At 61.2% G+C, this 24,188-nt stretch carries 22 protein-coding genes and 3 tRNA genes; 18 read left to right on the top strand and 7 right to left on the bottom strand.

Annotated features, from left to right (window positions below):
• The first annotated feature begins 185 nt into the window (after positions 1-185).
• On the top strand, positions 186-656 hold the full coding sequence (locus KI243_RS22510; protein WP_017129571.1) for a DUF1289 domain-containing protein: 471 nt from the start codon (positions 186-188) through the stop codon (positions 654-656).
• Positions 657-686: 30 nt separating this feature from the next.
• Here the strand turns inward: KI243_RS22510 and KI243_RS22505 are convergent, their stop codons facing one another.
• Positions 687-1,547, bottom strand: coding sequence for a universal stress protein (locus KI243_RS22505; RefSeq protein ID WP_017129570.1), 861 nt, complete (start codon positions 1,545-1,547; stop codon positions 687-689).
• A gap of 239 nt (positions 1,548-1,786) precedes the next feature.
• Here KI243_RS22505 and miaE point away from each other — a divergent pair, with 239 nt between their 5' ends.
• Positions 1,787-2,401, top strand: a complete 615-nt coding sequence (gene miaE / locus KI243_RS22500; RefSeq protein WP_017129569.1) for a tRNA isopentenyl-2-thiomethyl-A-37 hydroxylase MiaE — start codon at positions 1,787-1,789, stop codon at positions 2,399-2,401.
• Here miaE and KI243_RS22495 read toward each other — a convergent pair.
• Positions 2,398-2,802 (bottom strand): type II toxin-antitoxin system HicB family antitoxin, encoded by a 405-nt coding sequence (locus KI243_RS22495; RefSeq protein WP_017129568.1) that lies wholly within the window; start codon positions 2,800-2,802, stop codon positions 2,398-2,400. The genes miaE and KI243_RS22495 overlap by 4 nt on opposite strands.
• Before the next feature lie 23 nt (positions 2,803-2,825).
• Complete coding sequence (locus KI243_RS22490; protein ID WP_017129567.1) at positions 2,826-3,008, bottom strand: type II toxin-antitoxin system HicA family toxin; 183 nt, start codon at positions 3,006-3,008, stop codon at positions 2,826-2,828.
• A gap of 306 nt (positions 3,009-3,314) precedes the next feature.
• Between KI243_RS22490 and KI243_RS22485 the strand changes: the two genes are divergently transcribed.
• The 4 genes from KI243_RS22485 (at position 3,315) to KI243_RS22470 (ending at position 8,067) form a co-directional block, all read left to right on the top strand.
• Positions 3,315-3,797: a MarR family transcriptional regulator gene (locus KI243_RS22485; RefSeq protein WP_017129566.1), complete on the top strand. Its 483-nt coding sequence runs from the start codon at positions 3,315-3,317 to the stop codon at positions 3,795-3,797.
• Positions 3,787-5,256 carry an efflux transporter outer membrane subunit gene (locus tag KI243_RS22480; protein ID WP_103032663.1) on the top strand — a complete coding sequence of 490 codons (1,470 nt, stop codon included), beginning with the start codon at positions 3,787-3,789 and terminating at the stop codon, positions 5,254-5,256. Before KI243_RS22485 ends, KI243_RS22480 begins: the two co-directional genes overlap by 11 nt.
• A 15-nt stretch (positions 5,257-5,271) precedes the next feature.
• Positions 5,272-6,474 carry an HlyD family efflux transporter periplasmic adaptor subunit gene (locus KI243_RS22475; protein WP_212809928.1) on the top strand — a complete coding sequence of 401 codons (1,203 nt, stop codon included), beginning with the start codon at positions 5,272-5,274 and terminating at the stop codon, positions 6,472-6,474.
• Between the two features lie 63 nt (positions 6,475-6,537).
• Entirely contained in the window at positions 6,538-8,067 is a 1,530-nt protein-coding gene (locus KI243_RS22470) for a DHA2 family efflux MFS transporter permease subunit (protein WP_017129563.1), read from the top strand.
• A gap of 13 nt (positions 8,068-8,080) precedes the next feature.
• On the opposite strand, the gene lpxH is transcribed toward KI243_RS22470, so the two are convergent.
• Both lpxH and KI243_RS22460 read right to left on the bottom strand, forming a co-directional pair.
• Positions 8,081-8,827, bottom strand: coding sequence for a UDP-2,3-diacylglucosamine diphosphatase (lpxH, locus tag KI243_RS22465; protein ID WP_017129562.1), 747 nt, complete (start codon positions 8,825-8,827; stop codon positions 8,081-8,083).
• Positions 8,824-9,327, bottom strand: coding sequence for a peptidylprolyl isomerase (locus KI243_RS22460; RefSeq protein WP_212809927.1), 504 nt, complete (start codon positions 9,325-9,327; stop codon positions 8,824-8,826). The genes lpxH and KI243_RS22460 overlap by 4 nt, the downstream gene beginning before the upstream one ends.
• Positions 9,328-9,571: 244 nt before the next feature.
• Between KI243_RS22460 and KI243_RS22455 the strand changes: the two genes are divergently transcribed.
• Complete coding sequence (locus KI243_RS22455) at positions 9,572-11,269, top strand: glutamine--tRNA ligase/YqeY domain fusion protein (RefSeq protein ID WP_017129560.1); 1,698 nt, start codon at positions 9,572-9,574, stop codon at positions 11,267-11,269.
• An 18-nt stretch (positions 11,270-11,287) separates the two neighbouring features.
• Positions 11,288-12,670, top strand: a complete 1,383-nt coding sequence (gene cysS, locus KI243_RS22450) for a cysteine--tRNA ligase (protein ID WP_177086583.1) — start codon at positions 11,288-11,290, stop codon at positions 12,668-12,670.
• A 60-nt stretch (positions 12,671-12,730) separates the two neighbouring features.
• On the opposite strand, the gene KI243_RS22445 is transcribed toward cysS, so the two are convergent.
• Positions 12,731-14,569: a sigma-54-dependent Fis family transcriptional regulator gene (locus tag KI243_RS22445; protein WP_177118377.1), complete on the bottom strand. Its 1,839-nt coding sequence runs from the start codon at positions 14,567-14,569 to the stop codon at positions 12,731-12,733.
• A gap of 294 nt (positions 14,570-14,863) precedes the next feature.
• Between KI243_RS22445 and KI243_RS22440 the strand changes: the two genes are divergently transcribed.
• The 6 genes from KI243_RS22440 to KI243_RS22415 all read left to right on the top strand — a co-directional run bounded on the left by KI243_RS22440 (position 14,864) and on the right by KI243_RS22415 (position 20,848).
• Entirely contained in the window at positions 14,864-15,958 is a 1,095-nt protein-coding gene (locus tag KI243_RS22440) for an ABC transporter ATP-binding protein (protein ID WP_042937131.1), read from the top strand.
• Positions 15,958-17,055: an ABC transporter ATP-binding protein gene (locus tag KI243_RS22435; RefSeq protein WP_017129557.1), complete on the top strand. Its 1,098-nt coding sequence runs from the start codon at positions 15,958-15,960 to the stop codon at positions 17,053-17,055. Before KI243_RS22440 ends, KI243_RS22435 begins: the two co-directional genes overlap by 1 nt.
• A complete protein-coding gene (locus KI243_RS22430; RefSeq protein ID WP_017129556.1) occupies positions 17,052-17,918 on the top strand; it encodes a sugar ABC transporter permease in 867 nt (288 codons plus the stop codon). The genes KI243_RS22435 and KI243_RS22430 overlap by 4 nt, the downstream gene beginning before the upstream one ends.
• Positions 17,919-17,926: 8 nt before the next feature.
• Positions 17,927-18,727, top strand: coding sequence for a carbohydrate ABC transporter permease (locus tag KI243_RS22425; RefSeq protein ID WP_017129555.1), 801 nt, complete (start codon positions 17,927-17,929; stop codon positions 18,725-18,727).
• Positions 18,728-18,738: 11 nt separating this feature from the next.
• Positions 18,739-19,011: a DUF2160 domain-containing protein gene (locus tag KI243_RS22420; protein WP_017129554.1), complete on the top strand. Its 273-nt coding sequence runs from the start codon at positions 18,739-18,741 to the stop codon at positions 19,009-19,011.
• Positions 19,012-19,081: 70 nt separating this feature from the next.
• Positions 19,082-20,848, top strand: coding sequence for an ABC transporter substrate-binding protein (locus tag KI243_RS22415; RefSeq protein WP_177086585.1), 1,767 nt, complete (start codon positions 19,082-19,084; stop codon positions 20,846-20,848).
• Between the two features lie 63 nt (positions 20,849-20,911).
• Here the strand turns inward: KI243_RS22415 and folD are convergent, their stop codons facing one another.
• Entirely contained in the window at positions 20,912-21,766 is an 855-nt protein-coding gene (gene folD, locus KI243_RS22410) for a bifunctional methylenetetrahydrofolate dehydrogenase/methenyltetrahydrofolate cyclohydrolase FolD (protein WP_017129552.1), read from the bottom strand.
• Positions 21,767-22,045: 279 nt separating this feature from the next.
• Between folD and KI243_RS22405 the strand changes: the two genes are divergently transcribed.
• The 4 genes from KI243_RS22405 to tig all read left to right on the top strand — a co-directional run bounded on the left by KI243_RS22405 (position 22,046) and on the right by tig (position 24,098).
• A tRNA-Arg gene (locus KI243_RS22405) sits at positions 22,046-22,122 on the top strand.
• Positions 22,123-22,154: 32 nt separating this feature from the next.
• Positions 22,155-22,230, top strand: a tRNA-His gene (locus KI243_RS22400).
• 58 nt (positions 22,231-22,288) lie between these two features.
• Positions 22,289-22,373, top strand: a tRNA-Leu gene (locus KI243_RS22395).
• Between the two features lie 414 nt (positions 22,374-22,787).
• Positions 22,788-24,098: a trigger factor gene (gene tig, locus KI243_RS22390; RefSeq protein ID WP_103032735.1), complete on the top strand. Its 1,311-nt coding sequence runs from the start codon at positions 22,788-22,790 to the stop codon at positions 24,096-24,098.
• Positions 24,099-24,188 lie beyond the last annotated feature (90 nt).

The following is a 24,188-nucleotide window of genomic DNA, read 5'->3' as shown; positions in this document are numbered from 1 at the left end:
GGATCAACTGTGCTCGTGACGCTTTGAAAACAGCTTCCAACGGACATTGGCGCCTAAAAAGGCAGGCCGATTCTACGGCATATTCCAGAGAAAGGTAAGTTAAGCCCTACAGGTTCGGGGGTGACCCCTCTTAGACAAAGGGCTAACATGCGGACCTGTTTTGCTTTTCCGCGTGCTCCCTGCCCATGCCCAATCAGACCATCAAGACTCCCTGCGTCGGCCTCTGCTCCACTGTTTACGGTGATCTGGTGTGTCGCGGCTGCAAGCGCTTCCACCATGAAGTGATCCACTGGAATGGTTACAACGAGGAGGAGAAACGCGCGGTCTGGTTGCGCCTGGAGCAATTGCTGGTGCAGGTGATGGTGGCCAAGCTGGAGGTGTTCGATCCGGTCAGGCTGCGCGAGCAACTGGAGACCCGCAAGATTCGCTTCGTGCCGCACCAGTCGGAATATTGCTGGGCCTATCAACTGATTGCCCGCGGCGCGCGGGTGATCAGCCAGCTGGACGCCTATGGCATGGTGCTGCTGCCGGAGTTCCGCGACTGGAACCTGCCGGAACTGCGCGATGCCATTGATCGGGAGTTTTTCCTGTTGTCCGAAGCGCACTACCAGCGTTATATCGCGCCGGGGTTTCTCAAGGACGCGTTCGGCGCCTGAGAAACCTGTAGTGGGCCTCCGGCGCCGACCTCAACCTCTGGCCAGTTCCTCCAGGTGATCGGTGATTTCCTGGGTCTTGAGCACCAGGACGTCGCTTTCCAGTGAGTCCAGGACCACTTCGGCGGTATTGCCGATCAGGGCTCCCGAGATACCGGTGCGGGCCACTGTTCCGATAACCGTGACCGCCGCGCCGAGCTTGTGGGCCATGTGCGGGATCAGCACGTCCGCGGGGCCTTCGGCGACATGCAGGTGTTCGTCGTCGATATCGAATTCCGCCTGGAAGGCGCGGCATTGCTCGCGATAGCGGGCTTCGATGGTTTCCTTGAGCTGATACACCGGGTCGGCGGCCGAGAGCATGGGCGAAGGATGGGCGGTGATCACATGCAGCCGGCCCTTGGCGAGGCTGGCGATGTCATAGCCATGGTCAATGATGTTGGCGTGCAGGTGCCGATGCTCTTCGTCCGAGTTGCCGACATCCACGGCGGCCAGGATCACCCCGCCGGCCCATGGCGCTTCGGTCTTGACCATCAGTACGGCGCAGGGGCAGAAGCGCAGCAGTTTCCAGTCCGAGGGTGTCAGCAGGGCTTTTTTCAGCGGGCTGTCGGGCCGATGTTGCTTGATCACCAGTCCGCAGCCTTCAGCCTGTTGCACGCCGATGATGGTGTCGTGCAGGGTTTTTTCCCAGGCCTGTTCCGCGGTGGCACTGTAGCCGTCGTCATGCAACTGGCTCTTGAGCAGCGAGAGCAGGGCGCTGTGATCGTGCTTGGGGTCGCACATCAGCAGGTGCAGGTGCGCATCGGTGACCTTGGCGATCAGTTTGGCGCGATTGAGCGCCAGGCTGTGGGCGTGTTCAGGGTCGAGTATCACCAGAATGCTGCGGATGGCTTGCATGGTCGGGTCTCTCCGGAGGGTCTGAAGGCGGCATATACACAACTATAGTTGGGCTGCGCCGACTCTGGACTTGATGCATATCAAGGGAGATGGCTGGTGGTCCGGCCCGGGACCCGTATAATCGGCGACCCTGAGTTGCCTGATTCCCTTCTGTCCTGCGAGCCCGTGTCTGTGAGCCCCATGTTGCCGATTCTTTCGTTGTTCGACCCTGCGTGCCCCGTACTGGCGGGAGCCTTCCTGTGAATCTGCCGGAAATCCATGAATTCCTCGGCTGCCGGACGCCGGACGGTTGGGTGCGAGCGGCGCTGGCCGACCAGGAAACGCTGCTGATCGACCACAAGAACTGTGAGTTCAAGGCGGCGAGCACGGCCCTGAGCCTGATTGCCAAGTACCACTCCCATGTCGACCTGATCAACCTGATGTCACGGCTGGCCCGGGAAGAGCTGGTGCATCACGAGCAGGTCATGCGCCTGATGAAGCGTCGCAAGATCGAACTGCGGCAACTGTCCGCCGGCCGTTACGCCTCGGGACTGCGCAAGGTAGTGCGCAGCCACGAGCCGGTGAAGCTGGTGGATACCCTGGTGGTCGGCGCCTTTATCGAAGCGCGCAGTTGCGAGCGTTTCGAAGCCCTGGTGCCGCATCTTGACGAAGAACTGGGCAAGTTCTACTTCGGCTTGCTCAAGAGCGAAGCGCGGCATTTCCAGGGCTATCTGAAACTGGCCTATCAATACGGCGATGCCGACGATATAGGCCGGGTCATCGAAAAAGTGCGGGCGGTCGAACAGGAACTGATCGAGTCGCCGGATATCGAGTTCAGGTTCCACAGCGGTGTGCCCGCCACGGCTATCGCTTAGGCACGAACCAGTTTTTCCAGCGCCGCATCGGCCAGGAACGACGATCGGCTCTTGATCTGGTGATCGCGTACATAACGGTCGATGCGCTGGATCACGAAACCGGGAAGGGTGACGTTGACCTTCTCGGTCTTGCCCAGATAGGGCGATATATCCAGCTCCAGCATGCCCCAGCCCATGTCGGCGAAGTCGGGGTTCTTCCGGTGCGAAAGCGACGAGGAGGGCATGGGGATCGGTTGTCCGTCCGACGCGATTTCCTCGAGCATTATATGGGCGACCTCGATGGCGGCATTATAAGCCTCCTCGAAGGTGTCGCCGGCAGTCACGGCGCCGGGAATATCCGGAACCTGGATGCCAATGGCGGTGTGTTCATCACCCCATTCAATGGCGATGGGATATTGCATGAGCTCCTCCTTCGTAACTGGGTTCATAGCAGGCCCGCCCGTTTTCTGATGCTTCTGATAGTTCCGAGTGGCAGATCCTTCTTGGGATGTGGCACGGGAATCGAATGAGGGTTGGTGCTGTGAACGAACACATGATGACTACCCTTGATTCGTTGCAGCATCCAGCCGGCGGCCTCCAGTTCGGCGATCAAATCCCTGCTCTTCACCTATGACTCCTTTTTCGGGTATGTCAGGGAAGCCTAGCTGTTGCTCTATCAGACATCGGTTTTAAAGGTGTGTCTAGAGTTATCTTTTTGAGGGGCGTGCCGTTCGTCACGTAGTGGCTGAGACGATCCCGAAACCCTGCCGTTCAGCCCATTTTCTTCTAAGCCCATCCCTCTTATGCCTGAACGTCCCCGGGGCAGGCCTTTTATCGGCTTAATACAAAGCTTGCTAACAATTGCTTTGACATTCGCTGCCTAAGCAGTAATATCTACACAACTCTCTGCCTAGGCAGCTTTCCTGGTGATCCTATGAAGCATTTCTTGCCGGACGACTTCCACAATTGCCATCTCGGCCTGCTCCTGGGGCGTGCTGCCCTGCTCAAGGACCGGATCATCGACACCCATATGGTGCCGTATGGCATCACTGCCGCGCAGTTCAAGGTGCTGATCATCATGGCCCAGTTCGGCGTCGACTCCCCGGCCGAGCTGTGTCGCCACCTGTCCCTGGACAGCGGCTCGATGACGCGAATGCTCGATCGTCTCGAACAGAAGGAATTGCTGGCCCGCCAACGTTCCGAGGGCGATCGCCGCCAGGTCCGGCTGGTGCTGACGGCGCAAGGACAGGGCCTGGCAGACCGGCTGCCGGAGATCGGTGCCGATGCGATGAACGAGCTGGCGGGGGCGATTACCCGGGACGAATTGCAAACCCTGGAAAGTATTCTCAAGAAGATTTTGCTGGCGGCCGGTGACTCGATCATCGAGCTGCGGCTGGGTGGTAAAAATGAACAGTAAAACCCTGCGTGGCGGTTTGAGCCTGGTGTTCCTGGCAATGGCCCTGGCGGGCTGTGCCAGTTACCAGGGCCTGACGACTTCGGGCGTGAGCCTCGAGGCGAAAAACCTCAGGGCCGAGCAATCCCTCAAGGGCATTACCTTGTCGCCGGCGGCCTGGCCGACCAGCGACTGGTGGAAAAGCCTTGGCGATCCACAGCTCGACGGACTGATCCGCGAAGCCCTGCGCGACAGCCCGGACATGCAGATCGCCAGTGCCCGGACCCATCAGGCGACCGCTGCGGCCTATGCCGCCGACGCCGCGCGCATGCCAACCCTGGATGCCAGCGCCGGTGTCAGCCGTTCGCGGCTGGCACGGGACCAGGACCCGAGCGGGCAGGGTGGCACCTACGACACCGTGCGCAAGGTGGGCCTCGACTTCAACTACACCTTCGATCTCTGGGGTGGTCAGCGTGACGCCTGGGAAGCCGCGCTCGGCCAGGCCCGGGCCGCCGAAGTCGACCAGCAGGCGGCACGCCTGACCCTGGCCGGGGATGTCGCCCGGGCCTACAGCAACCTGGGCGAGGCGCATATCGTCTATGACCTGGCCAACGACGATCTCAAGCGCACCCGGCAGTTGCTCGAACTCGGCCAGCGTCGCCTGAGCGCCGGGATCGACAGTCATTACCAGTACCAGCAAACCGAAAGCCTGGCTGCCAGTTCCGAGGAACAGGTGATCGATGCCAGCAGGAAACTGCAGAGTGCCAAGGTTGCCCTGGCGGTGCTGCTGGGCAAGGGCCCGGATCGTGGCAATGAAATCGCCCGACCGAAGATCCTCCAGCCCGGCGCGGTCGCCCTGCCGTCGACCTTGCCGGCGGAACTGCTGGGCCGGCGTCCCGACCTGGTGGCGGCGCGCTGGCGTGTCGAAGCCGCGAGCAAGGACATTGCCGCCGGCAAGACCCGCTTCTACCCGAACCTCAACCTGAGCGCCGCGGCCGGCACCGAATCCCTGCTGGGCGATGCGCTGTTCGGCTCGGCCAGTCGTTTCTTCAGTATCGCGCCGACGGTTTCGCTGCCGATCTTCGACGGTGGCCGCCTGCGCGCCGGGCTCGATGCCAAGGACGCCGATTACGACCTGGCGGTGGCGCAGTACAACAAGAGCCTGGTCAAGGCACTCGGTGATGTCAGCGACACCATCGGGCAGTTGCGGGCCATGGGCCAGCAGGTCGTCGCCCAGCAACACGCGGCCGACATCGCCCAGGAGTCCTACAACACCGTGGTCCAGCGCTATGGCGCGGGCATCGGCAACTACCTGGATGTGCTCACCATCGAGCAGACCCTGTTGCAGTCCCAGCGCCAGCTGGCGGACCTGAATGCCCAGCAGATCGATCTTTCCATCCAACTGATGCAGGCCCTGGGCGGCGGCTTCCACGCCGAGAACATCGCCTCGAACACACCAGACCCGGCCGCACAGCCCCATTAATTCAAGGTACTTGCCATGGCTAGCCCTGCCGAAACAAACGCTGTTGAAAACGCCCCGGATACCGGCAACTCCGGTAAACGCAAGATCATGCTCTCGGTGCTCGCCCTGGTGGTGATCGTCGGTGGCCTGGCCGTCTGGGGCTGGCACGAATTCTACGGTCGCTGGAGCGAAAGCACCGACGATGCCTACGTCAACGGCAACGTGGTGGAAATCACTCCGCTGGTCACCGGTACGGTGGTGAGCATCGGCGCCGACGACGGTGACCTGGTCCACGCGGGCCAGGTGCTGCTGAACTTCGACCCGAGCGATGCCCAGGTCGGCCTGCAGAGCGCCGAGGCCAACCTGGCCAAGACCGTGCGTCAGGTCCGTGGCCTGTATAGCAACGTCGATGGCATGAAGGCCCAGGTCGTCGCACAGCAGGCCGCGGTGCAGAAAGCCCAGGACAACTTCACCCGCCGCAAGAACCTCGCCGCCGGCGGGGCGATCTCCCAGGAAGAGCTGTCCCACGCCCGGGATGACCTGACCTCGGCACTGAGCGCCCTGAGCAACGCCCAGCAGCAGCTCAACACCATCAATGCGCTGGTGGACGACACGGTGGTGTCCAATCACCCCGATGTCAAAGCCGCTGCCGCCCAGCTGCGCCAAGCCTATCTGGCGAATGCCCGGACCACCCTGATCGCGCCGGTGACCGGTTATGTCGCCAAGCGTACCGTGCAGCTCGGTCAGCGTGTGCAGCCGGGAACCGCGCTGATGGCGGTGATCCCGCTGGACCAACTGTGGATCGATGCCAACTTCAAGGAAACCCAGTTGCAGCAGATGCGTATCGGCCAGCCGGTGGACATCGAGGCCGACCTGTATGGCAGCGACGTGAAATACAGCGGCACCATCGACAGCCTTGGCGCGGGGACCGGCAGTGCCTTCGCTCTGTTGCCGGCGCAGAACGCCACCGGTAACTGGATCAAGATCGTTCAGCGGGTGCCGGTGCGGATTCATATCAACGCCGAAGAGCTGGCCAAGCACCCGCTGCGGGTCGGGCTGTCGACCCAGGTCGAAGTCAACCTGCATGACCAGAGCGGTCCGGTGCTGGCCCAGCAACCGCCGCAAAAGGCCTCGTTCACCACCAATGTCTATCAGCAGCAACTGGCTGACGCCGATGCGGTGATTACCCGGCTGATCCATGAAAACAGCGCAGCGACGACCAAAACCGCGCAACGCTGAGTCGCCAATCCCCGGCTGCGACCCCGGTGGTCGCAGCACCTGCCTCGTTCCAAAGGATTCGCGATGAGCTCGAACGCGTCTTTTACTCCGCCCAGCCTTTTGCTCAGCACCATCGGCCTGTCGCTGGCGACCTTCATGCAGGTGCTCGATACCACCATCGCCAACGTTGCCCTGCCGACCATTTCCGGCAACCTGGGGGTGAGTTCGGAGCAGGGCACCTGGGTCATCACCTCCTTTGCCGTGAGCAACGCCATTGCCCTGCCGCTGACCGGCTGGCTGAGCCGGCGCTTCGGTGAGGTGAAACTGTTTATCTGGGCCACGCTGCTGTTCGTGCTGGCCTCGTTCCTCTGTGGCATTTCCACGTCGATGCCCGAACTGGTGGGCTTCCGGGTCGTCCAGGGCCTCGTGGCCGGGCCGTTGTACCCGATGACCCAGACGCTGCTGATTGCCGTCTATCCGCCGGCGAGGCGCGGCATGGCCCTGGCGCTGCTGGCGATGGTCACGGTGGTCGCGCCGATTGCCGGGCCGATTCTCGGTGGCTGGATCACCGACAGTTACAGCTGGCCATGGATCTTCTTCATCAACGTGCCGATCGGCATCTTCGCCACCATGATCGTGCGCCAGCAGCTCAAGGCGCGGCCGGTGGTGACCAGTCGCCAGCCGATGGACTATGTCGGCCTGCTGACCCTGATCATTGGCGTCGGTGCGCTGCAGGTGATCCTCGACAAAGGTAACGACCTGGACTGGTTCGAGTCGAACTTCATCATTGTCGGCGCGGTGATCTCGGTGATCGCCCTGGCGGCCTTCGTGATCTGGGAGATGACCGACAAGCACCCGGTGGTCAACCTGCGCCTGTTCGCCTACCGCAACTTCCGTATCGGCACCATCGTGCTGATCCTCGGCTATGCCGGGTTCTTCGGCATCAATCTGATCCTGCCCCAGTGGCTGCAGACCCAGATGGGCTACACCGCGACCTGGGCCGGGCTGGCGGTAGCGCCGATCGGCATCCTGCCGGTGCTGATGTCACCCTTTGTCGGCAAGTATGCCAACAAGGTCGACCTGCGCCTGCTGGCGGGATTCGCCTTCCTGGCGATCGGCCTGAGCTGCTTCATGCGGGCCGGGTTCACCAATGAGGTGGATTTCGAGCATGTGGCCCTGGTGCAACTGTTCATGGGGATCGGCGTGGCGCTGTTCTTCATGCCAACCTTGAGCATCCTGATGTCGGACCTGCCGCCGCACCAGATTGCCGACGGCGCCGGCCTGGCCACGTTCCTGCGGACCCTCGGGGGCAGCTTCGCGGCATCGCTGACCACCTGGATCTGGATTCGCCGGGCGGACCAGCACCATGCCTACCTGAGTGAAAGCATGACCCCGTTCGATCCGGCGACCCGCAACGCCCTGGAAAATCTCGGTGGAGCGGGCAGCCAGGCCTATGGCCGGCTGGACCAGATTCTCACCAGCCAGGCGTACATGCTCTCGACCGTGGATTACTTCACGCTGCTGGGTTGGGGGTTCATGGGGCTGATGCTGCTGGTGTGGCTGGCCAAGCCGCCGTTCGCGGCCAAGGCCGGGCCCGCGGCGGCGGGGCATTGATGTAGCGGGGGGATCAGTGAGCGGGGAGGGCCGGCGGTGGAGCGAAATCGAAGGGCGCCAGCTGGAATCCCTGCTCATCCACCTGCAAGGCCCAACCCTGGCGATCCCAGTCCCCCAGCACGATGCGTTTCGCCGCTTGCGTGCCGAGTTGCAGCTTGTGGATGGCCGGACGGTGGGTATGGCCATGGATCAGGGTGTGCACGCCATGCTGCTGCATGATCCGTGGGATTTCCTCGGGGGTCACGTCAACGATGTCGTTGGCTTTCATGCGGGTCTGGGCACGGCTCTCGCTGCGCAGCTTGCGCGCCAGCCGGTGGCGGGTGCGCAGCGGCAGGTGGCGCAGGATAAACAGCGTGACCGGATTGCGCAGGTAGCGCCGCAGGCGCATGTAGGCTTCATCGCGGGTACACAGGCTGTCGCCGTGCATCAGCAGCACCGGCTCGCCATTCATCTGCACCACGCTCGGGTCCTTGAGCAGGGTGGCGCCGGCGGCCTTGCAGAAGGCCGTGCCGAGCAGGAAATCGCGGTTGCCGTGCATCAGGAAAATCGGGGTGCCGCCATCGCTGACCTCGCGCAGCGCGGCGCAGATCGAACGTTGGAACGGGGTCATGGCATCGTCGCCGATCCAGGCTTCGAAGAAGTCGCCGAGGATGTACAACGCTTGTGCCGAACGGGCGCGCCCGGCGAGGAAATCCAGAAACGCCCGGGTGATGTCCGGGCGCTCCTCTTCCAGATGCAAATCTGAAATCAGCAGTATCACTCAACGATCTCGGCTTTCTCGATGACCACGTCTTCTGCTGGAACGTCCTGGTGGCCGGCCTTCATGGTGGTGGCAACCGCCTTGATCTTGTCGACCACTTCGGTGCCGGCAACCACTTTGCCGAAGACCGCGTAGCCCCAGCCCTGGACGGTCTTGGCGCTGTGGTTGAGGAAGCTGTTGTCAGCCACGTTGATAAAGAACTGGGCGGAAGCCGAATGCGGCTCCATGGTGCGTGCCATGGCCACGGTGTACTTCTCGTTCGGCAGGCCGTTGTCGGCTTCGTTCTGGATGCTTGGGCGCTTGTCTTTCTTTTCCTTCATGCCTGGCTCGAAACCGCCGCCCTGGATCATGAAGTTGCCGATGACACGGTGGAACACGGTGTTCTCGTAGTGGCCGGCCTTGACGTATTCAATGAAGTTGGCAACGGTCAGCGGGGCTTTCTCGTCGTTCAGTTCGAGAACGATCTCGCCGTGGTTGGTGGTCAGTTTGACTTGGGTCATGGTAGCTATCGCTCTATTCAGGGAATTCGTGGAACTGTGGCCGAACCCGATAACGGTTCACGCCACAACCTGGCCGGGGAGTTTAACGTGCTCGTCGGGCATTTCGAGGGGTTTTTATCCCGACGGTATTAAAAGCAGCCGTTTTCCGGGTGGCCCTGTCAGGGGCTTGACAGGTTCGGCTATGATAGGGGCTTTGATTGACTCGGCCTATCCGGGCCACGCACTTGTCACGTCCAAGGATCTTATGAGCAAGCCCACTGTCGACCCTACTTCGAACGCCAAGACCGGCCCGGCTGTCCCGGTCAACTTCCTGCGCCCGATCATTCAGGCCGACCTGGATTCGGGCAAGCACACCCAGATCGTCACCCGTTTTCCGCCGGAGCCCAACGGCTACCTGCACATCGGTCACGCCAAGTCGATCTGCGTGAACTTCGGCCTGGCCCAGGAATTCGGCGGCGTCACGCACCTGCGTTTCGACGACACCAACCCGGCCAAGGAAGATCAGGAATACATCGACGCCATCGAAAGCGACGTCAAGTGGCTGGGTTTCCAGTGGGCCGGCGAAGTGCGTTACGCCTCGCAGTATTTCGACCAGTTGCATGACTGGGCGGTCGAGTTGATCAAGGCCGGCAAGGCCTATGTCGACGACCTGACCCCCGAGCAGGCCAGGGAATACCGTGGCAGCCTGACCGAGCCGGGCAAGAACAGCCCGTTCCGCGATCGGTCGGTGGAAGAGAACCTCGACTGGTTCGCCCGCATGAAAGCCGGCGAATTCAAGGACGGCGAGCGCGTGCTGCGGGCCAAGATCGACATGGCCTCGCCGAACATGAACCTGCGCGACCCGATCCTCTATCGCATCCGTCATGCCCACCACCACCAGACCGGTGACAAGTGGTGCATCTACCCGATCTACGACTTCACCCACGGTCAGTCGGATGCCATCGAAGGTATTACCCACTCCATCTGCACCCTGGAGTTCGAAAGCCATCGTCCGCTCTACGAGTGGTTCCTCGACAACCTGTCGGTGCCGTGCAAGCCGCGCCAGTACGAGTTCTCGCGGCTGAACCTGAACTACACCATCACCAGCAAGCGCAAGCTCAAGCAACTGGTGGACGAGAAGCACGTCAACGGCTGGGACGACCCGCGCATGTCGACGCTGTCGGGCTTCCGCCGTCGCGGCTACACGCCGAAATCCATCCGCAATTTCTGCGAGATGGTTGGTACCAACCGTTCCGACGGCGTGGTGGACTTCGGCATGCTGGAGTTCAGCATCCGTGACGACCTCGATCACAGCGCCCCGCGTGCCATGTGCGTGCTGCGCCCGTTGAAAGTGGTCATCACCAACTACCCGGAAGGCCAGGTCGAGAACCTCGAACTGCCGTGCCATCCGAAAGAAGACATGGGCGTGCGCCAGTTGCCATTCGCCCGTGAGATCTATATCGACCGTGACGACTTCATGGAAGAGCCGCCAAAGGGCTACAAGCGCCTGGAGCCGACCGGTGAAGTGCGCCTGCGCGGCAGCTATGTGATCCGTGCCGACGAGGCGATCAAGGATGCCGAGGGCAATATCGTCGAACTGCGTTGCTCCTACGATCCGCAAACCCTGGGCAAGAACCCCGAGGGCCGCAAGGTCAAGGGCGTGATCCACTGGGTGCCGGCAGCGGCCAGCGTCGAGTGTGAAGTGCGCCTGTACGATCGTCTGTTCCGCTCGCCGAATCCGGAGAAGGCCGAAGACAGCGCAAGTTTCCTGGACAACATCAACCCTGACTCCCTGCAGGTCCTTACGGGTTGTCGTGCCGAACCTTCGTTGGGCAACGCACAACCGGAAGACCGTTTCCAGTTCGAGCGCGAAGGCTACTTCTGCGCGGATATCAAGGACTCGAAACCGGGCGCCCCGGTATTCAACCGTACGGTGACCCTGCGCGACTCCTGGGGTCAGTGATCAGTTAAGGAACGTTTTGTGCTAACCATCTACAACACGCTCACCAAGAGCAAAGAAGTCTTCAAGCCGCTGGATGGCAACAAGGTCCGCATGTATGTGTGCGGGATGACCGTGTACGACTACTGCCACCTGGGCCACGGCCGCAGCATGGTCGCTTTCGACCTGGTGACCCGCTGGCTGCGTTTCAGCGGTTATGACCTGACCTATGTGCGCAACATCACCGACATCGACGACAAGATCATCAATCGGGCCAACGAGAACGGCGAAGCGTTCGAAGCGCTGACCGAACGCATGATCGCCGCGATGCACGAGGATGAGGCGCGCCTGAACATCCTCAAGCCGGACATGGAGCCGCGGGCCACCGATCACATCCCGGGCATGCACGCCATGATCCAGACCCTGATCGACAAGGGCTACGCCTACGCGCCGGGCAACGGTGACGTGTACTACCGCGTCGGCAAGTTCATGGGCTACGGCAAGCTGTCGCGCAAGAAGATCGAAGACCTGCGCATCGGTGCGCGGATCGAGGTCGACGAGTCGAAACAGGATCCGCTGGACTTCGTCCTGTGGAAAGCCGCCAAGCCGGGTGAGCCGAGCTGGGAGTCGCCGTGGGGCGCCGGGCGTCCGGGCTGGCACATCGAATGCTCGGTGATGTCCACCTGCTGCCTGGGCGAGACCTTCGACATTCATGGCGGCGGCAGCGACCTCGAATTCCCGCACCATGAAAACGAAATCGCCCAGAGCGAGGCGGCCACCGGCAAGACCTACGCCAATGCCTGGATGCACTGCGGCATGATCCGCATCAATGGCGAGAAGATGTCCAAGTCCTTGAACAACTTCTTCACCATTCGAGATGTGCTGGACAAGTACCATCCGGAAGTCGTGCGTTACCTGCTGGTGTCGAGTCACTACCGCAGCGCGATCAACTATTCGGAAGACAACCTCAAGGACGCCAAGGGCGCCCTGGAGCGTTTCTACCACGCGTTGAAAGGCCTGCCGAACGTGCCGGCGGCCGGCGGCGAAGCCTTTGTCGAGCGTTTCACCCAGGTGATGAACGACGACTTCGGTACGCCGGAAGCCTGTGCGGTGCTGTTCGAGATGGTGCGCGAGATCAACCGCCTGCGCGAGAACGATCTCAATGCGGCGGCCGGTCTGGCGGCGCGCCTGAAGGAGCTGGCCAGTGTGCTCGGTGTCCTGCAACTGGAAGCCGATGACTTCCTGCAGGCAGGCGCGGCAGGGCGGGTCGACGCGGCTGAAGTCGAAGCGCTGATTCAGGCACGCCTGGCGGCGCGAGCCAACAAGGACTGGGCGGAATCCGACCGTATCCGCGACCAGATCACCGCCATGGGTGTGGTGCTGGAAGATGGCAAGGGCGGCACGACCTGGCGCGTTGCCGACTGAGTACACCTTGAATCGACAGAAGCCCGCCTTGTGCGGGCTTCTGTTTGTCGGGCAAGGCGATCATGGCAGGGCGCGCAGGCGCTTGTACAAGGTATTGCGACTGACCCCGAGCTGCCGCGCCAGGTGGGAAATATTCCCGCCGGAGGCTTTCAGTAACTGGTTCAGGTCCTCGACGTTGTCCAGAGCCTGCGGGTTTTGCAACGGGACAGATTCTCCACTGTCCAGGCCGAGGTCGACGAAAAAATCATCCGGCAGATGCTCGGCACGGATCGGCTGGTCCTCGGCCATCGCCAGTGCCACCTGGATCACGCTGTCGAGCTGGCGGATGTTGCCGGGCCAGGGATGGCGCTCAAACAGTTCCAGCACCTCCCGGCTCAGCCCGGCCCATTGCGGGCTTTCACGATGTCGTTCCCAGATGTGCTGGAACACCGCCTGCTTGTCGGTACGCTCGCGCAATGGCGGCAACTCCAGGGTCAGGCCGCCGATGCGGTAGTACAAGTCTTCGCGAAACAGGCCATTGGCGATGTGCTGGCGCAACGAACGGTTGGTTGCCGAAACCAGGCGGATATCCACCGGATAAGCCTCGCTGCTGCCCACCGGCTGTACGCAACGTTCCTGCAACACCCGCAGCAGGCGGGCCTGGGTCGGCAGCGGCATGTCACCGATTTCATCGAGAAACAGCGTGCCCTTGTCGGCCTTGCGGATCAGTCCGATATGGCCTTTCTGGTTGGCACCGGTAAAGGCGCCTTTCTCGTAGCCGAACAGCTCCGATTCCACCAGTTCCGCCGGAATGGCCGCGCAGTTCACCGCGATCAGCGGTTGTGCGGCCCGCGAGCCGGCCCGGTGCAGGGCCTTGACGAAAACTTCCTTGCCGACCCCTGTCTCGCCGTGGATCAGCAAGGCAATGCCTTTCTCCTGCAGGCGCTCGGCTTGTCGAATGGCTTTTTCCACCCGGTTGTCGCCCCAATGCAGGGCCTTGAGACCTGATCTGTCGGTCGGGGTGTCGGTTCGAGGCCTGGTTTCGGCAAATACCCGCGGCTTGATCGGTGTGTACTTCGGCCGCTTGAGCAGGCAATGAAAACGGTTGCGACCCGCGGCCTGCAGGGAAAACGGCAGGCCTTCCGGCTGATTGAGCAGTTCCAGCAAGGACACATTGAACAGGCTGTCGATGCCGACCCGCGACAGGCTGATGCCCAGCAGGTTGTCCGCGCGGCGATTGGCCGACAGCACCTGGCCGCTTTCATCGAAGATCAGCAGTCCGGCCCACTGGCTGTCGAGGTTGTTCAGCCCGGTGTTGAAGACCAGCTGGAAATGTTCGCCCTTGAACAGATTGAGGATCAGCCGGTTCTCCACCGTCTGGCTCATCATCTTGACCATGCCCAGGGTGTGGGAGGGCGGCAGGTAGCTGTCGCTGGACACATCCAGTACGGCGATAACCTGCCGGCTGGCGTCGAAGATCGGTGCCGCCGAGCCGGTCATGAAACGGTTGGCCTTGAGGAAATGTTCGTCGTGCTCGATATGCACCGCCTGCTCGCAGGCCAGGGCGGTGCCGATGGCGTTGGTGCCGGTGTAGTGCTCCTTCCAGCTGGCCCCGGGGCTGAAGCCGCGCAGCAACTGCGGCTCGATAAACCGTTGGGTGCCCCAGGATGTGAGGACCTGGCCCTGATTGTCGGCGAGCATGATCAGGCAGTTGGAGTTGCTGAGAATGTTCTCGTAGTACGGCAGCACTTCCTGGTGGGTGGTCTGCACCAGTGCCTGCTGGCTGTCCAGCAAGTGCGCGACCTCGTTGGCCGGCAACTGGTCGAACGCCGGCGCGGACTGGTGGCTCAGGCCGAAGCGGCGGCAGCGGCTCCAGGAGTCCTGGATGATGGTGTCGTGACTGAGAGGGGCAACGGCCATGGCAGTCGATCTCCGGGGTGCTTTATTGTTTTTGTTGTGGGCGGCCGCGATCGAGCCAAAAAGCATTCATCCAGTGTTGTTCACATTTGTTCATTGTCAACCGCCGGAGTGTTCATCTGTTCACAGATGGTTGTTCATTTCTGTTCACTGGCGAATCTGCCACACCCTCCGATTTCCACTGTCCGGCGCTCTGCCCCGAGGGGTTGCGCGCTGTTTTGCGTTTCTGGCACGGATGTCGCTCTGTCTCTCGGGCGATGTGTGGCATTTGATTTCAATAATAAAAAAGGTCGAGCCATGTCTTTAACGCTGGAACGCGTCAGCCGTGTGGTCGAGGGGCAGACCTGGATCAATGAGGCGAGCCTGAGTTTCGAACCCGGATCCTTCAATGTCCTGCTGGGGCGTACGCTCTCCGGCAAGACCAGTCTTATGCGCCTGATGGCCGGCCTGGACAAGCCCGACGGCGGGCGGGTGCTGATGAATGGCGTGGATGTCACCGGGCGTCCGGTGCGCTTGCGCAATGTGTCGATGGTCTACCAGCAGTTCATCAACTACCCGACCATGACGGTATTCGAGAACATTGCCTCGCCCCTGCGCCAGGCGCGGATACCGGAGGAGCAGATCCAGGCCAAGGTCCTGGAGACCGCGCGGATGCTGCGGATCGAGAAGTTCCTGCAGCGGCATCCCCTCGAGCTTTCCGGTGGTCAGCAGCAACGCACCGCCATGGCCCGGGCGCTGGTCAAGGATGCCGAGCTGATCCTGTTCGACGAGCCGCTGGTCAATCTCGACTACAAGCTGCGCGAAGAACTGCGCCAGGAAATGCGCGAGCTGTTCAAGGCGCGCCATACCATTGCGGTGTATGCCACCACCGAGCCCAACGAAGCCCTGGCCCTGGGCGGCACCACCACCATTGTCCACGAGGGGCGGGTGATCCAGAGCGGCAGCACGCCGGCGGTCTATCACCAGCCGCAGACGGTGCTGGCGGCCGAGCTGTTTTCCGAGCCGCCGATCAACCTGATGCCGGGGCGGATTCTCGGCAATGAGGTCAGTTTCGCCAACTTCGTGCACTTTCCGCTGAACGTCGACCTGCGCCCCATCGGCGAAGGCGAGTTCCGTTTCGGCGTACGGCCGAGCCATATCTGCCTGGTGCCGAGCAACGACGACGACCTGGAGCTGGCGGTGACCGTGGAGCTGGCGGAAATCAGCGGCTCGGAAACCTTTCTCCATGTGCGCAACGAGCATTTCCAACTGGTGCTGCATCTGCCCGGGGTGCATGCCTACGACGTCGATGCCTCGATCCGTATCTACATTCCGACCCATAAACTCTTTGTGTTCGACGGGCAGGGCCGCCTGGTCCAGGCCCCCGGTCGACGTGTCGCGAGGGTTGCCTGATGGCGCAGATTCATTTGCAGAACCTGGCCCACAGCTACAGCAAGAATCCGGCGGGGCCCGAGGATTACGCGATTCACGAGATGAACCATGTCTGGGAGCAGGGTGGTGCGTATGCGCTGCTCGGGCCGTCGGGGTGTGGCAAATCGACCTTGCTCAATATCATTTCCGGGCTGCTCAGCCCGTCGCAGGGACAGGTGCTGTTCGACACCACGGTGGTCAACGACCTGAGCCCGGAAAAACGCAATATTGCCCAGGTGTTCCAGTTCCCGGTGGTCTACGACACCATGACGGTGTTCGACAACCTGGCCTTTCCCCTGCGCAACCAGGGCATGGCCGAGTCGCGGGTGTTGAGCAAGGTCCAGGAAATCGCCGAGGTGCTCGACCTGCAGGCGCTGCTGCAACGCAAGGCCAGCAACCTCAGCGCCGATGAGAAGCAGAAGGTTTCGATGGGGCGCGGGCTGGTGCGCGATGACGTCTCGGCGATTCTCTTCGACGAACCGCTGACGGTGATCGACCCGCATCTGAAGTGGAAGCTGCGGCGCAAGCTCAAGCAGATCCATGAGCAATTCAATATCACCATGGTCTACGTGACCCACGATCAGTTGGAGGCCTCGACCTTTGCCGACAAGATCGCCGTGATGTATGGCGGCCAGATCGTCCAGTTCGGCACGCCGCGGGAGCTGTTCGAGCGGCCGAGCCACACCTTTGTCGGCTATTTCATCGGCAGTCCCGGGATGAACCTGATCGACGTGCAGCCCCGGCCCGGCGGCGTCGGCTTTGCCGATACCCACCTGGAACTCTCCGAAGCCTTGCAGCAGCGGATCGCCGCCGGTGGCTGGAGTCGCCTGCAGGTCGGTATTCGTCCGGAGTTCGTGCATGTCTGGGATGAAGCCTACGAAGAGGCGTTGTGTGCCGAAGTCCGGCATGTCGAGGATCTCGGGACCTACAAGATCATGACCCTGGACCTGGATGGCCAGGTGCTCAAGGTGCGCCTGCAGGAAGACAAGCCGGTGCCGCAGGGCCAGGCCTGGATCAGTTTCCCGGCGCAATGGCTGATGGTCTATGCCGATGATCGCCTGCTGGAGGCCAACCCATGAACAAGGTACAGAACAACAAGGCCTGGTGGCTGGTCCTGCCGGTTTTCCTGCTGGTGGCGTTCAGCGCGGTGGTGCCGATGATGACGGTGGTCAACTATTCGGTGCAGGACATCTTCGACCAGTCCAGCCGCTACTTCGTCGGCGCCGACTGGTATCGGCAGGTGCTGCAGGACCCGCGCCTGCATGATTCGCTGCTGCGCCAGTTCATCTATTCGGCCTGTGTCCTGGCGATCGAGATCCCGCTGGGAATCGCCATCGCCCTGACCATGCCGACCAAGGGGCGCTGGTCCTCGCTGGTGCTGATCGTGCTGGCGATCCCGCTGCTGATCCCGTGGAACGTGGTCGGGACCATCTGGCAGATCTTCGGTCGCGCGGATATAGGCCTGCTGGGCTGGACCCTCAATGCCCTGGGCCTGAGCTATAACTATGCGGCCAATACCATGGACGCCTGGGTCACGGTGCTGGTGATGGATGTCTGGCACTGGACCTCGCTGGTGGCGCTGCTGTGCTATTCGGGGCTACGGGCGATTCCGGACGTCTATTATCAGGCGGCGCGCATCGACCGGGCCTCGGCCTGGGCGGTGTTCCGGCATATCCAGTTGCCGAAGATGAAGAGCGTGCTGTTGATCGCGGTGATGCTGCGCTTCATGGACAGCTTCATGATCTACACCGAACCCTTCGTGCTGACCGGCGGCGGGCCGGGCAATGCCACCACCTTCCTCAGCCAGACCCTGACCCAGATGGCCATCGGGCAATTCGACCTGGGCCCGGCGGCGGCGTTTTCGCTGGTGTACTTCCTGATCATCCTGTTGGTGTCCTGGCTGTTCTATACCGCCATGACCCACGCCGATGCCAAGCGCTGAGGTCCGTCATGAATGCACGCAAGCTGATTCCCCTGCTGATCTACATTCTGTTCCTGCTGGTGCCGATCTACTGGCTGCTGAACATGTCGTTCAAGAGCAATACCGAGATCCTCGGCGGGCTGACCCTGTTTCCGCAGGATTTCACCCTGGCGAACTATCGGGTGATCTTCACCGATCCCAGCTGGTACAGCGGCTACATCAACTCGTTGTACTACGTCAGCCTCAACACGGTGATTTCCCTCACGGTGGCGCTGCCGGCGGCCTACGCGTTCTCACGCTACCGGTTTCTCGGCGACAAGCACCTGTTCTTCTGGCTGCTGACCAACCGCATGGCGCCGCCGGCGGTGTTCCTGCTGCCGTTCTTCCAGCTGTACTCGTCCATCGGCCTGTTCGACACGCCAATTGCCGTGGCCCTGGCCCATTGCCTGTTCAACGTGCCGCTGGCGGTCTGGATCCTGGAGGGCTTCATGTCCAGCGTGCCGAAGGAAATCGATGAAACCGCCTATATCGACGGCTACAGCTTTCCCAAGTTCTTCGTGAAGATCTTCGTTCCGCTGATTGGTTCGGGGATCGGCGTGACGGCATTTTTCTGCTTCATGTTTTCCTGGGTCGAGTTGTTGCTGGCGCGCACCCTGACGTCGGTCAACGCCAAACCCATCGCTGCGGTGATGACCCGCACGGTGTCGGCCTCGGGGATCGATTGGGGGGTACTGGCGGCGGCGGGGGTGTTGACTATCCTGCCTGGCGTGCTGGTGATCTGGTTTGTTCGTAACCATGTGGTCAAGGGCTTTGCCCTCGGCCGGGTCTGAGGAGTCGCATGATGGATTGGATGGCCTGGACTCCACTGACCGCCGCCTTCTTCGGGGCTATCGCGCTGCTGCTGATCGGCATGACGGTCTGGGAGCTGCGTTCACCCTGTATCGAACGACGGGGTTTTCTGCCGATCACCACCAGTCGTGGCGATCGTTTGTTTATCGGGCTCCTGGGCAGCGCCTACCTGCATCTGCTGGTAATCGGTGTCACCGACTGGAGCCTGTGGATCGGGTCGTTGCTGGCCCTGGTATGGCTGTTGGTGGTGATGCGCTGGGGTTAGCCGGCAAGCACGGCGACTGATCCCGGATCTCTTGGGAAGCGAGCTACGTGGGAATCATCTGGAGGTGTCTATGTTCTATAAAAACAATAAGCTTCGACATAGCGTGACGTTGGCTTCGATGCTGGCGCTCAGTGGCTTGAGCGCGACAGCCTGGGCGGATGCCTACGAAGACGCGGCAAAAAAATGGATTGGCGCGGAGTTCAAGCCCTCGACCCTGACCCCCGAGCAGCAGCTCGCGGAGCTGGAGTGGTTTATCAAGGCTGCCGAGCCCTTTCGCGGGATGGATATCAAGGTGGTCTCGGAAACCCTGACCACTCACGAATATGAGTCCAAGACCCTGGCCAAGGCCTTTACCGAAATCACCGGGATCAAGGTGACCCACGACCTGCTGCAGGAAGGCGATGTGATCGAGAAGATCCAGACCCAGATGCAGTCGGACAAGAATATCTATGATGGCTGGGTCAACGACTCCGACCTGATCGGTACGCACTTCCGCTATGGCAAGGCGCAGTCCCTGGACGAGCTGATGGCCAGCGATGCTGGCAAGAAGGTCACTTCGCCGACCCTGGACATCAAGGACTTCATCGGCCTGTCCTTTACCACCGCTCCGGACGGCAAGGTCTACCAGCTACCCGACCAGCAGTTCGCCAACCTCTACTGGTTCCGGGCCGACTGGTTCGAGCGCGCGGACCTGAAGGCCAAGTTCAAGGCCAAGTACGGTTATGAGCTGGGGGTGCCGGTCAACTGGTCGGCCTATGAGGACATTGCCAAGTTCTTCAGCGAGGACGTCAAGGAGATCGACGGCAAGCGCGTCTATGGCCACATGGACTACGGCAAGAAGGATCCGTCCCTCGGCTGGCGCTTCACCGATGCCTGGTTCTCCATGGCCGGCGGCGGCGACAAGGGCCTGCCCAACGGCTTGCCGGTGGACGAGTGGGGGATCCGGGTGGAGAACTGCCATCCGGTGGGCTCGAGCATCACCCGCGGCGGCGATACCAACGGCCCGGCAGCGGTCTTCGCCACCCAGAAATACATCGACTGGCTCAAGGCCTATGCACCACCCGAGGCGGCGGGCATGACCTTCTCCGAATCCGGGCCGGTGCCGTCGCAAGGCAATATCGCCCAGCAGATCTTCTGGTATACCGCGTTCACCGCCGACATGACCAAGCCGGGATTGCCGGTGATGAATGCCGACGGCACGCCCAAGTGGCGCATGGCACCGTCACCCAAGGGACCCTACTGGAAGGAAGGCATGAAGCTGGGTTATCAGGACGTCGGTTCCTGGACCTTCCTTTATTCGACGCCTGAGAAACAGCGGCTGGCGGCCTGGCTCTACGCGCAGTTCGTGACCTCGAAAACCGTGTCCCTGAAGAAAACCATCGTTGGCCTGACGCCGATTCGCGAGTCGGACATCAATTCCCAGGCCATGACCGAGCTGGCGCCGAAGCTGGGCGGCCTGGTGGAGTTCTACCGCAGCCCGGCGCGGGTGCAGTGGACGCCGACCGGTACCAACGTGCCGGATTATCCGAAGCTGGCGCAGTTGTGGTGGAGCCATGTGGCCGAAGCCGTGACCGGCGAGAAGACCGCGCAGCAGGCGCTGGATGGCCTGGCCAAGGATCAGGACGCGATCCTGACCCGGCTTGAGCGTTCCAAGGCGCAGGAGAAGAGCGGTTGCGCGCCGAAGATGAACCCGGAAACCACGGCCGAGGAGTGGTACAAGAAGGGTGAGGCTGCCGGTGGCGCCGCACCGCAGCGCAAGCTGGCCAACGAGAAGCCCAAGGGCGAGACCATCAACTACAACGAGCTGCTGAAAAGCTGGGCGGCTGCCCGCAAGTAATTCGGGGGCTGTAAAACGACAAAGGCACCCGAGGGTGCCTTTGTCGTTGATGACGGCTGGCCGTCAGGCATGCAGCGACTCGGCTGCATACAGGGTGTTTTCCAGCAGGCAGGCGCGGGTCATCGGGCCGACGCCGCCCGGTACCGGCGTGATCCAGCCGGCGCGGGGCAGGGCAGTGTCATACACCACGTCGCCGACCAGCTTGCCGTCTTCCTGGCGGTTGATGCCCACGTCGATGACGATGGCGCCTTCCTTGATCCACTCGCCCTTGACCAGTCCCGGCTTGCCGGCGGCGACTACCACCAGGTCGGCACGGCCGACGTGGCCGGCGAGGTCCTTGGTGAAGCGGTGGGTCACGGTCACGGTACAGCCGGCCAGCAGCAGCTCCATGGCCATTGGCCGGCCGACGATGTTCGACGCGCCGACAATCACCGCATCCATCCCGTAGAGGTCGGCCCCGGTGCTTTCCAGCAGGGCCATGATGCCTTTCGGCGTGCAGGGGCGCAGCAGCGGGATGCGTTGGGCCAGGCGACCGACGTTATAGGGATGGAAACCATCCACGTCCTTGTCCGGGCGGATGCGCTCCAGCAGCTTTGAAGCATCCAGGTGGGCCGGCAGGGGCAGTTGCAGCAGCACGCCGTCGATGCTCGGATCGTCATTCAGGCGATCGATCAGCTCGGTCAGTGCCTGTTGGGTGGTTTCGCTGGGCAGGTCATAGGCCTGGGAAATGAAGCCGACTTCCTCACAGTCCTTGCGCTTGTGCGAGACATAAACCTGGGAGGCAGGATCGCTGCCGACCAGAATCACTGCGAGGCCTGGCGTACGCAGGCCCTGCTGGCGACGCTCGGCGACACGTTGGGCGATCTGCTGGCGCAGGCGGGCGGCGATCGCTTTGCCGTCGATTAGTTGTGCAGTCATGACGCGTGATTAACCATCGAAAGGGGTTGAAAAAGAGTGCGCATTCTCGCATGCCATGGCCCAAGGGCAAAGGCGCTTGGTCTGGTTATTCCCCTAACTCCTTTATATTTCTGAATTTTTTTCAAAAAAGAGTTGACGACCCTCAGGCTCACCTATAACATTCGTCGCACTTGTCGGGCACAGCCTAGCACTGGTTGAGAAGGTCGAGCAGAGTTGATGTCTAGCTCAGCAAGATTGAAGCTCTTAGTTTGTAGTCGTAATAGAATACAGATTAATAAGGCGCCCGTAGCTCAGCTGGATAGAGCATCCGCCTTCTAAGCGGATGGTCGCAGGTTCGAGTCCTGCCGGGTGCGCCATTAGGCAGCTTTGGCACAAGTAACGCAATATGGTGGGCGTAGCTCAGTTGGTAGAGCACAGGATTGTGACTCCTGTTGTCGTGGGTTCGATCCCCATCGTCCACCCCATATTCGAATAAAGACGCCAGATTAATCATCTGGCGTCTTTGCTTTAAAAGTTTGACCCGCGGACGTGGTGGAATTGGTAGACACACTGGATTTAGGTTCCAGCGCCGCGAGGCGTAAGAGTTCGAGTCTCTTCGTCCGCACCAATTAGCTTGAAATAAAAAACGGCGCAGCACCTGAAAAGGGCTGCGCCGTTTTTGTTTCCGGCTCCGGCAGATCCAGGAGTGCCGCCGGTTCGGGGCGGGTAGGGTGGCGGTCTTTGCCGTCACTCTATTGTTGCTGGGTGATACCGGTTCAACCTTCGGTCTGTTTGGCGGACCGATCGTCGGGGCGTCGGTCGAACGATCCTTCTATATATAGAGGGGCCGGCCGAGGCTCTGCGACGCGAGTGAATGCGTGTTGTCGGACAGGCTGCCAACAGCCTGTTCCGGCGAATAATTGCCTGCTGTTTTTTACCCGTTTTCAGTAGGGTGACTTCTTGAGTATGACCCACTAGAATGCATGCCCTTGCTTCTGAGGTCGGAAACGGCCGGCTAACGTCTGTGCAACGAGGAATATCCATGCAAGTTTCTGTTGAAAATACATCGGCTCTTGAGCGCCGCATGAGCATCACCGTGCCAGCTGAGCGCATCGAGACCCAGGTCAACAAGCGTCTGCAGCAGACTGCCCAAAAGGCCAAGATTGCAGGCTTCCGTCCTGGCAAGGTGCCAATGAGCGTGATCCGTCAGCGTTATGAAGCTGATGCACGTCAAGAAGCGGTAGGCGACGTGATCCAGGCTTCCTTCTATGAAGCCGTGGTCGAGCAGAAGCTGAACCCTGCCGGCCAGCCTTCGGTAGAGCCGAAAGTGCTGGAAAAAGGCAAGGATCTGGAATACGTCGCGACTTTCGAAGTGTTCCCTGAATTTACCGTTGCCGGTTTCGAGTCCATCGCCGTCGAGCGCCTGAGCGCTGAAGTGGCTGATGCCGACCTGGACAACATGCTGGAAATCCTGCGCAAGCAGAACACCCGTTTCGAAGTGGCCGAGCGTGCCGCCCAGAACGAAGACCAGCTGAACATCGATTTCGTTGGCAAGGTCGACGGCGAAGCGTTCGCTGGCGGTTCCGCCAAGGGCACCCAGCTGGTGCTGGGTTCCAACCGCATGATCCCGGGCTTCGAAGATGGTCTGGTCGGTGCCAAGGCTGGTGAAGAACGCGTTCTGAACCTGACTTTCCCGGCTGACTACCAGAACCTGGACCTGGCGGGCAAAACCGCCGAGTTCACCGTGACCGTGAACAGCGTTTCCGCACCGACCCTGCCTGAGCTGAACGAGGCGTTCTTCGCCCAGTTCGGTATCAAGGAAAGCGGTCTGGAAGGCTTCCGCGCCGAAGTTCGCAAGAACATGGAGCGCGAGCTGCGTCAGGCGATCAAGTCCAAGGTCAAGAACCAGGTAATGGACGGTCTGCTGGCCGCCAACCCGATCGAAGTGCCCAAGGCGCTGCTGGACAACGAAGTCAACCGTCTGCGCGTGCAGGCTGTTCAGCAGTTCGGCGGCAACATCAAGCCTGACCAACTGCCGGCCGAGCTGTTCGAAGAACAAGCCAAGCGCCGTGTCGTGCTGGGTCTGATCGTGGCTGAAGTGGTCAAGCAATTCGACCTCAAGCCAGACGAAACCCGCGTTCGCGAACTGATCCAGGAAATGGCTTCGGCCTACCAGGAACCCGAGCAGGTTGTGTCCTGGTACTACAAGAACGACCAGCAGCTGAACGAAGTTCGTTCGGTTGTGCTGGAAGAACAAGTTGTGGATACTGTTCTGCAGAAGGCGAATGTGACCGATAAATCGGTCTCCTACGAAGAAGCAGTCAAGCCGGTGGAAGCTCCACAAGCCGACTGATTTTCTGACTCGTTGGAAAATACACACCATAAGCCAGCCTCGTGCTGGCTTATGCGTATTCGAGACATGACTATTTGGGAGTGACTGCAG

The sequence above is a fragment of the Pseudomonas sp. Ost2 genome, assembly GCF_018326065.1.
GTDB lineage: Bacteria > Pseudomonadota > Gammaproteobacteria > Pseudomonadales > Pseudomonadaceae > Aquipseudomonas > Aquipseudomonas gingeri.
The sequence above is the reverse complement of the archived record's forward strand: the minus strand, read 5'-3'. Positions and strand labels throughout refer to the sequence as shown.

Excerpts from the sequence above, each read along its gene's own strand:
- KI243_RS22475 (WP_212809928.1), top strand. The coding sequence starts at position 5,272 with ATGGCTAGCCCTGCCGAAACAAACGCTGTTGAAAACGCCCCGGATACC.
- KI243_RS22455 (WP_017129560.1), top strand. The coding sequence starts at position 9,572 with ATGAGCAAGCCCACTGTCGACCCTACTTCGAACGCCAAGACCGGCCCG.
- KI243_RS22470 (WP_017129563.1), top strand. The coding sequence starts at position 6,538 with ATGAGCTCGAACGCGTCTTTTACTCCGCCCAGCCTTTTGCTCAGCACC.
- KI243_RS22510 (WP_017129571.1), top strand. The coding sequence starts at position 186 with ATGCCCAATCAGACCATCAAGACTCCCTGCGTCGGCCTCTGCTCCACT.
- KI243_RS22440 (WP_042937131.1), top strand. The coding sequence starts at position 14,864 with ATGTCTTTAACGCTGGAACGCGTCAGCCGTGTGGTCGAGGGGCAGACC.
- KI243_RS22420 (WP_017129554.1), top strand. The coding sequence starts at position 18,739 with ATGGATTGGATGGCCTGGACTCCACTGACCGCCGCCTTCTTCGGGGCT.
- KI243_RS22505 (WP_017129570.1), bottom strand. The coding sequence starts at position 1,547 with ATGCAAGCCATCCGCAGCATTCTGGTGATACTCGACCCTGAACACGCC.
- KI243_RS22430 (WP_017129556.1), top strand. The coding sequence starts at position 17,052 with ATGAACAAGGTACAGAACAACAAGGCCTGGTGGCTGGTCCTGCCGGTT.
- KI243_RS22435 (WP_017129557.1), top strand. The coding sequence starts at position 15,958 with ATGGCGCAGATTCATTTGCAGAACCTGGCCCACAGCTACAGCAAGAAT.
- folD (WP_017129552.1), bottom strand. The coding sequence starts at position 21,766 with ATGACTGCACAACTAATCGACGGCAAAGCGATCGCCGCCCGCCTGCGC.
- tig (WP_103032735.1), top strand. The coding sequence starts at position 22,788 with ATGCAAGTTTCTGTTGAAAATACATCGGCTCTTGAGCGCCGCATGAGC.
- KI243_RS22485 (WP_017129566.1), top strand. The coding sequence starts at position 3,315 with ATGAAGCATTTCTTGCCGGACGACTTCCACAATTGCCATCTCGGCCTG.
- KI243_RS22460 (WP_212809927.1), bottom strand. The coding sequence starts at position 9,327 with ATGACCCAAGTCAAACTGACCACCAACCACGGCGAGATCGTTCTCGAA.
- KI243_RS22480 (WP_103032663.1), top strand. The coding sequence starts at position 3,787 with ATGAACAGTAAAACCCTGCGTGGCGGTTTGAGCCTGGTGTTCCTGGCA.
- KI243_RS22425 (WP_017129555.1), top strand. The coding sequence starts at position 17,927 with ATGAATGCACGCAAGCTGATTCCCCTGCTGATCTACATTCTGTTCCTG.
- KI243_RS22415 (WP_177086585.1), top strand. The coding sequence starts at position 19,082 with ATGTTCTATAAAAACAATAAGCTTCGACATAGCGTGACGTTGGCTTCG.
- KI243_RS22445 (WP_177118377.1), bottom strand. The coding sequence starts at position 14,569 with ATGGCCGTTGCCCCTCTCAGTCACGACACCATCATCCAGGACTCCTGG.
- KI243_RS22495 (WP_017129568.1), bottom strand. The coding sequence starts at position 2,802 with ATGCAATATCCCATCGCCATTGAATGGGGTGATGAACACACCGCCATT.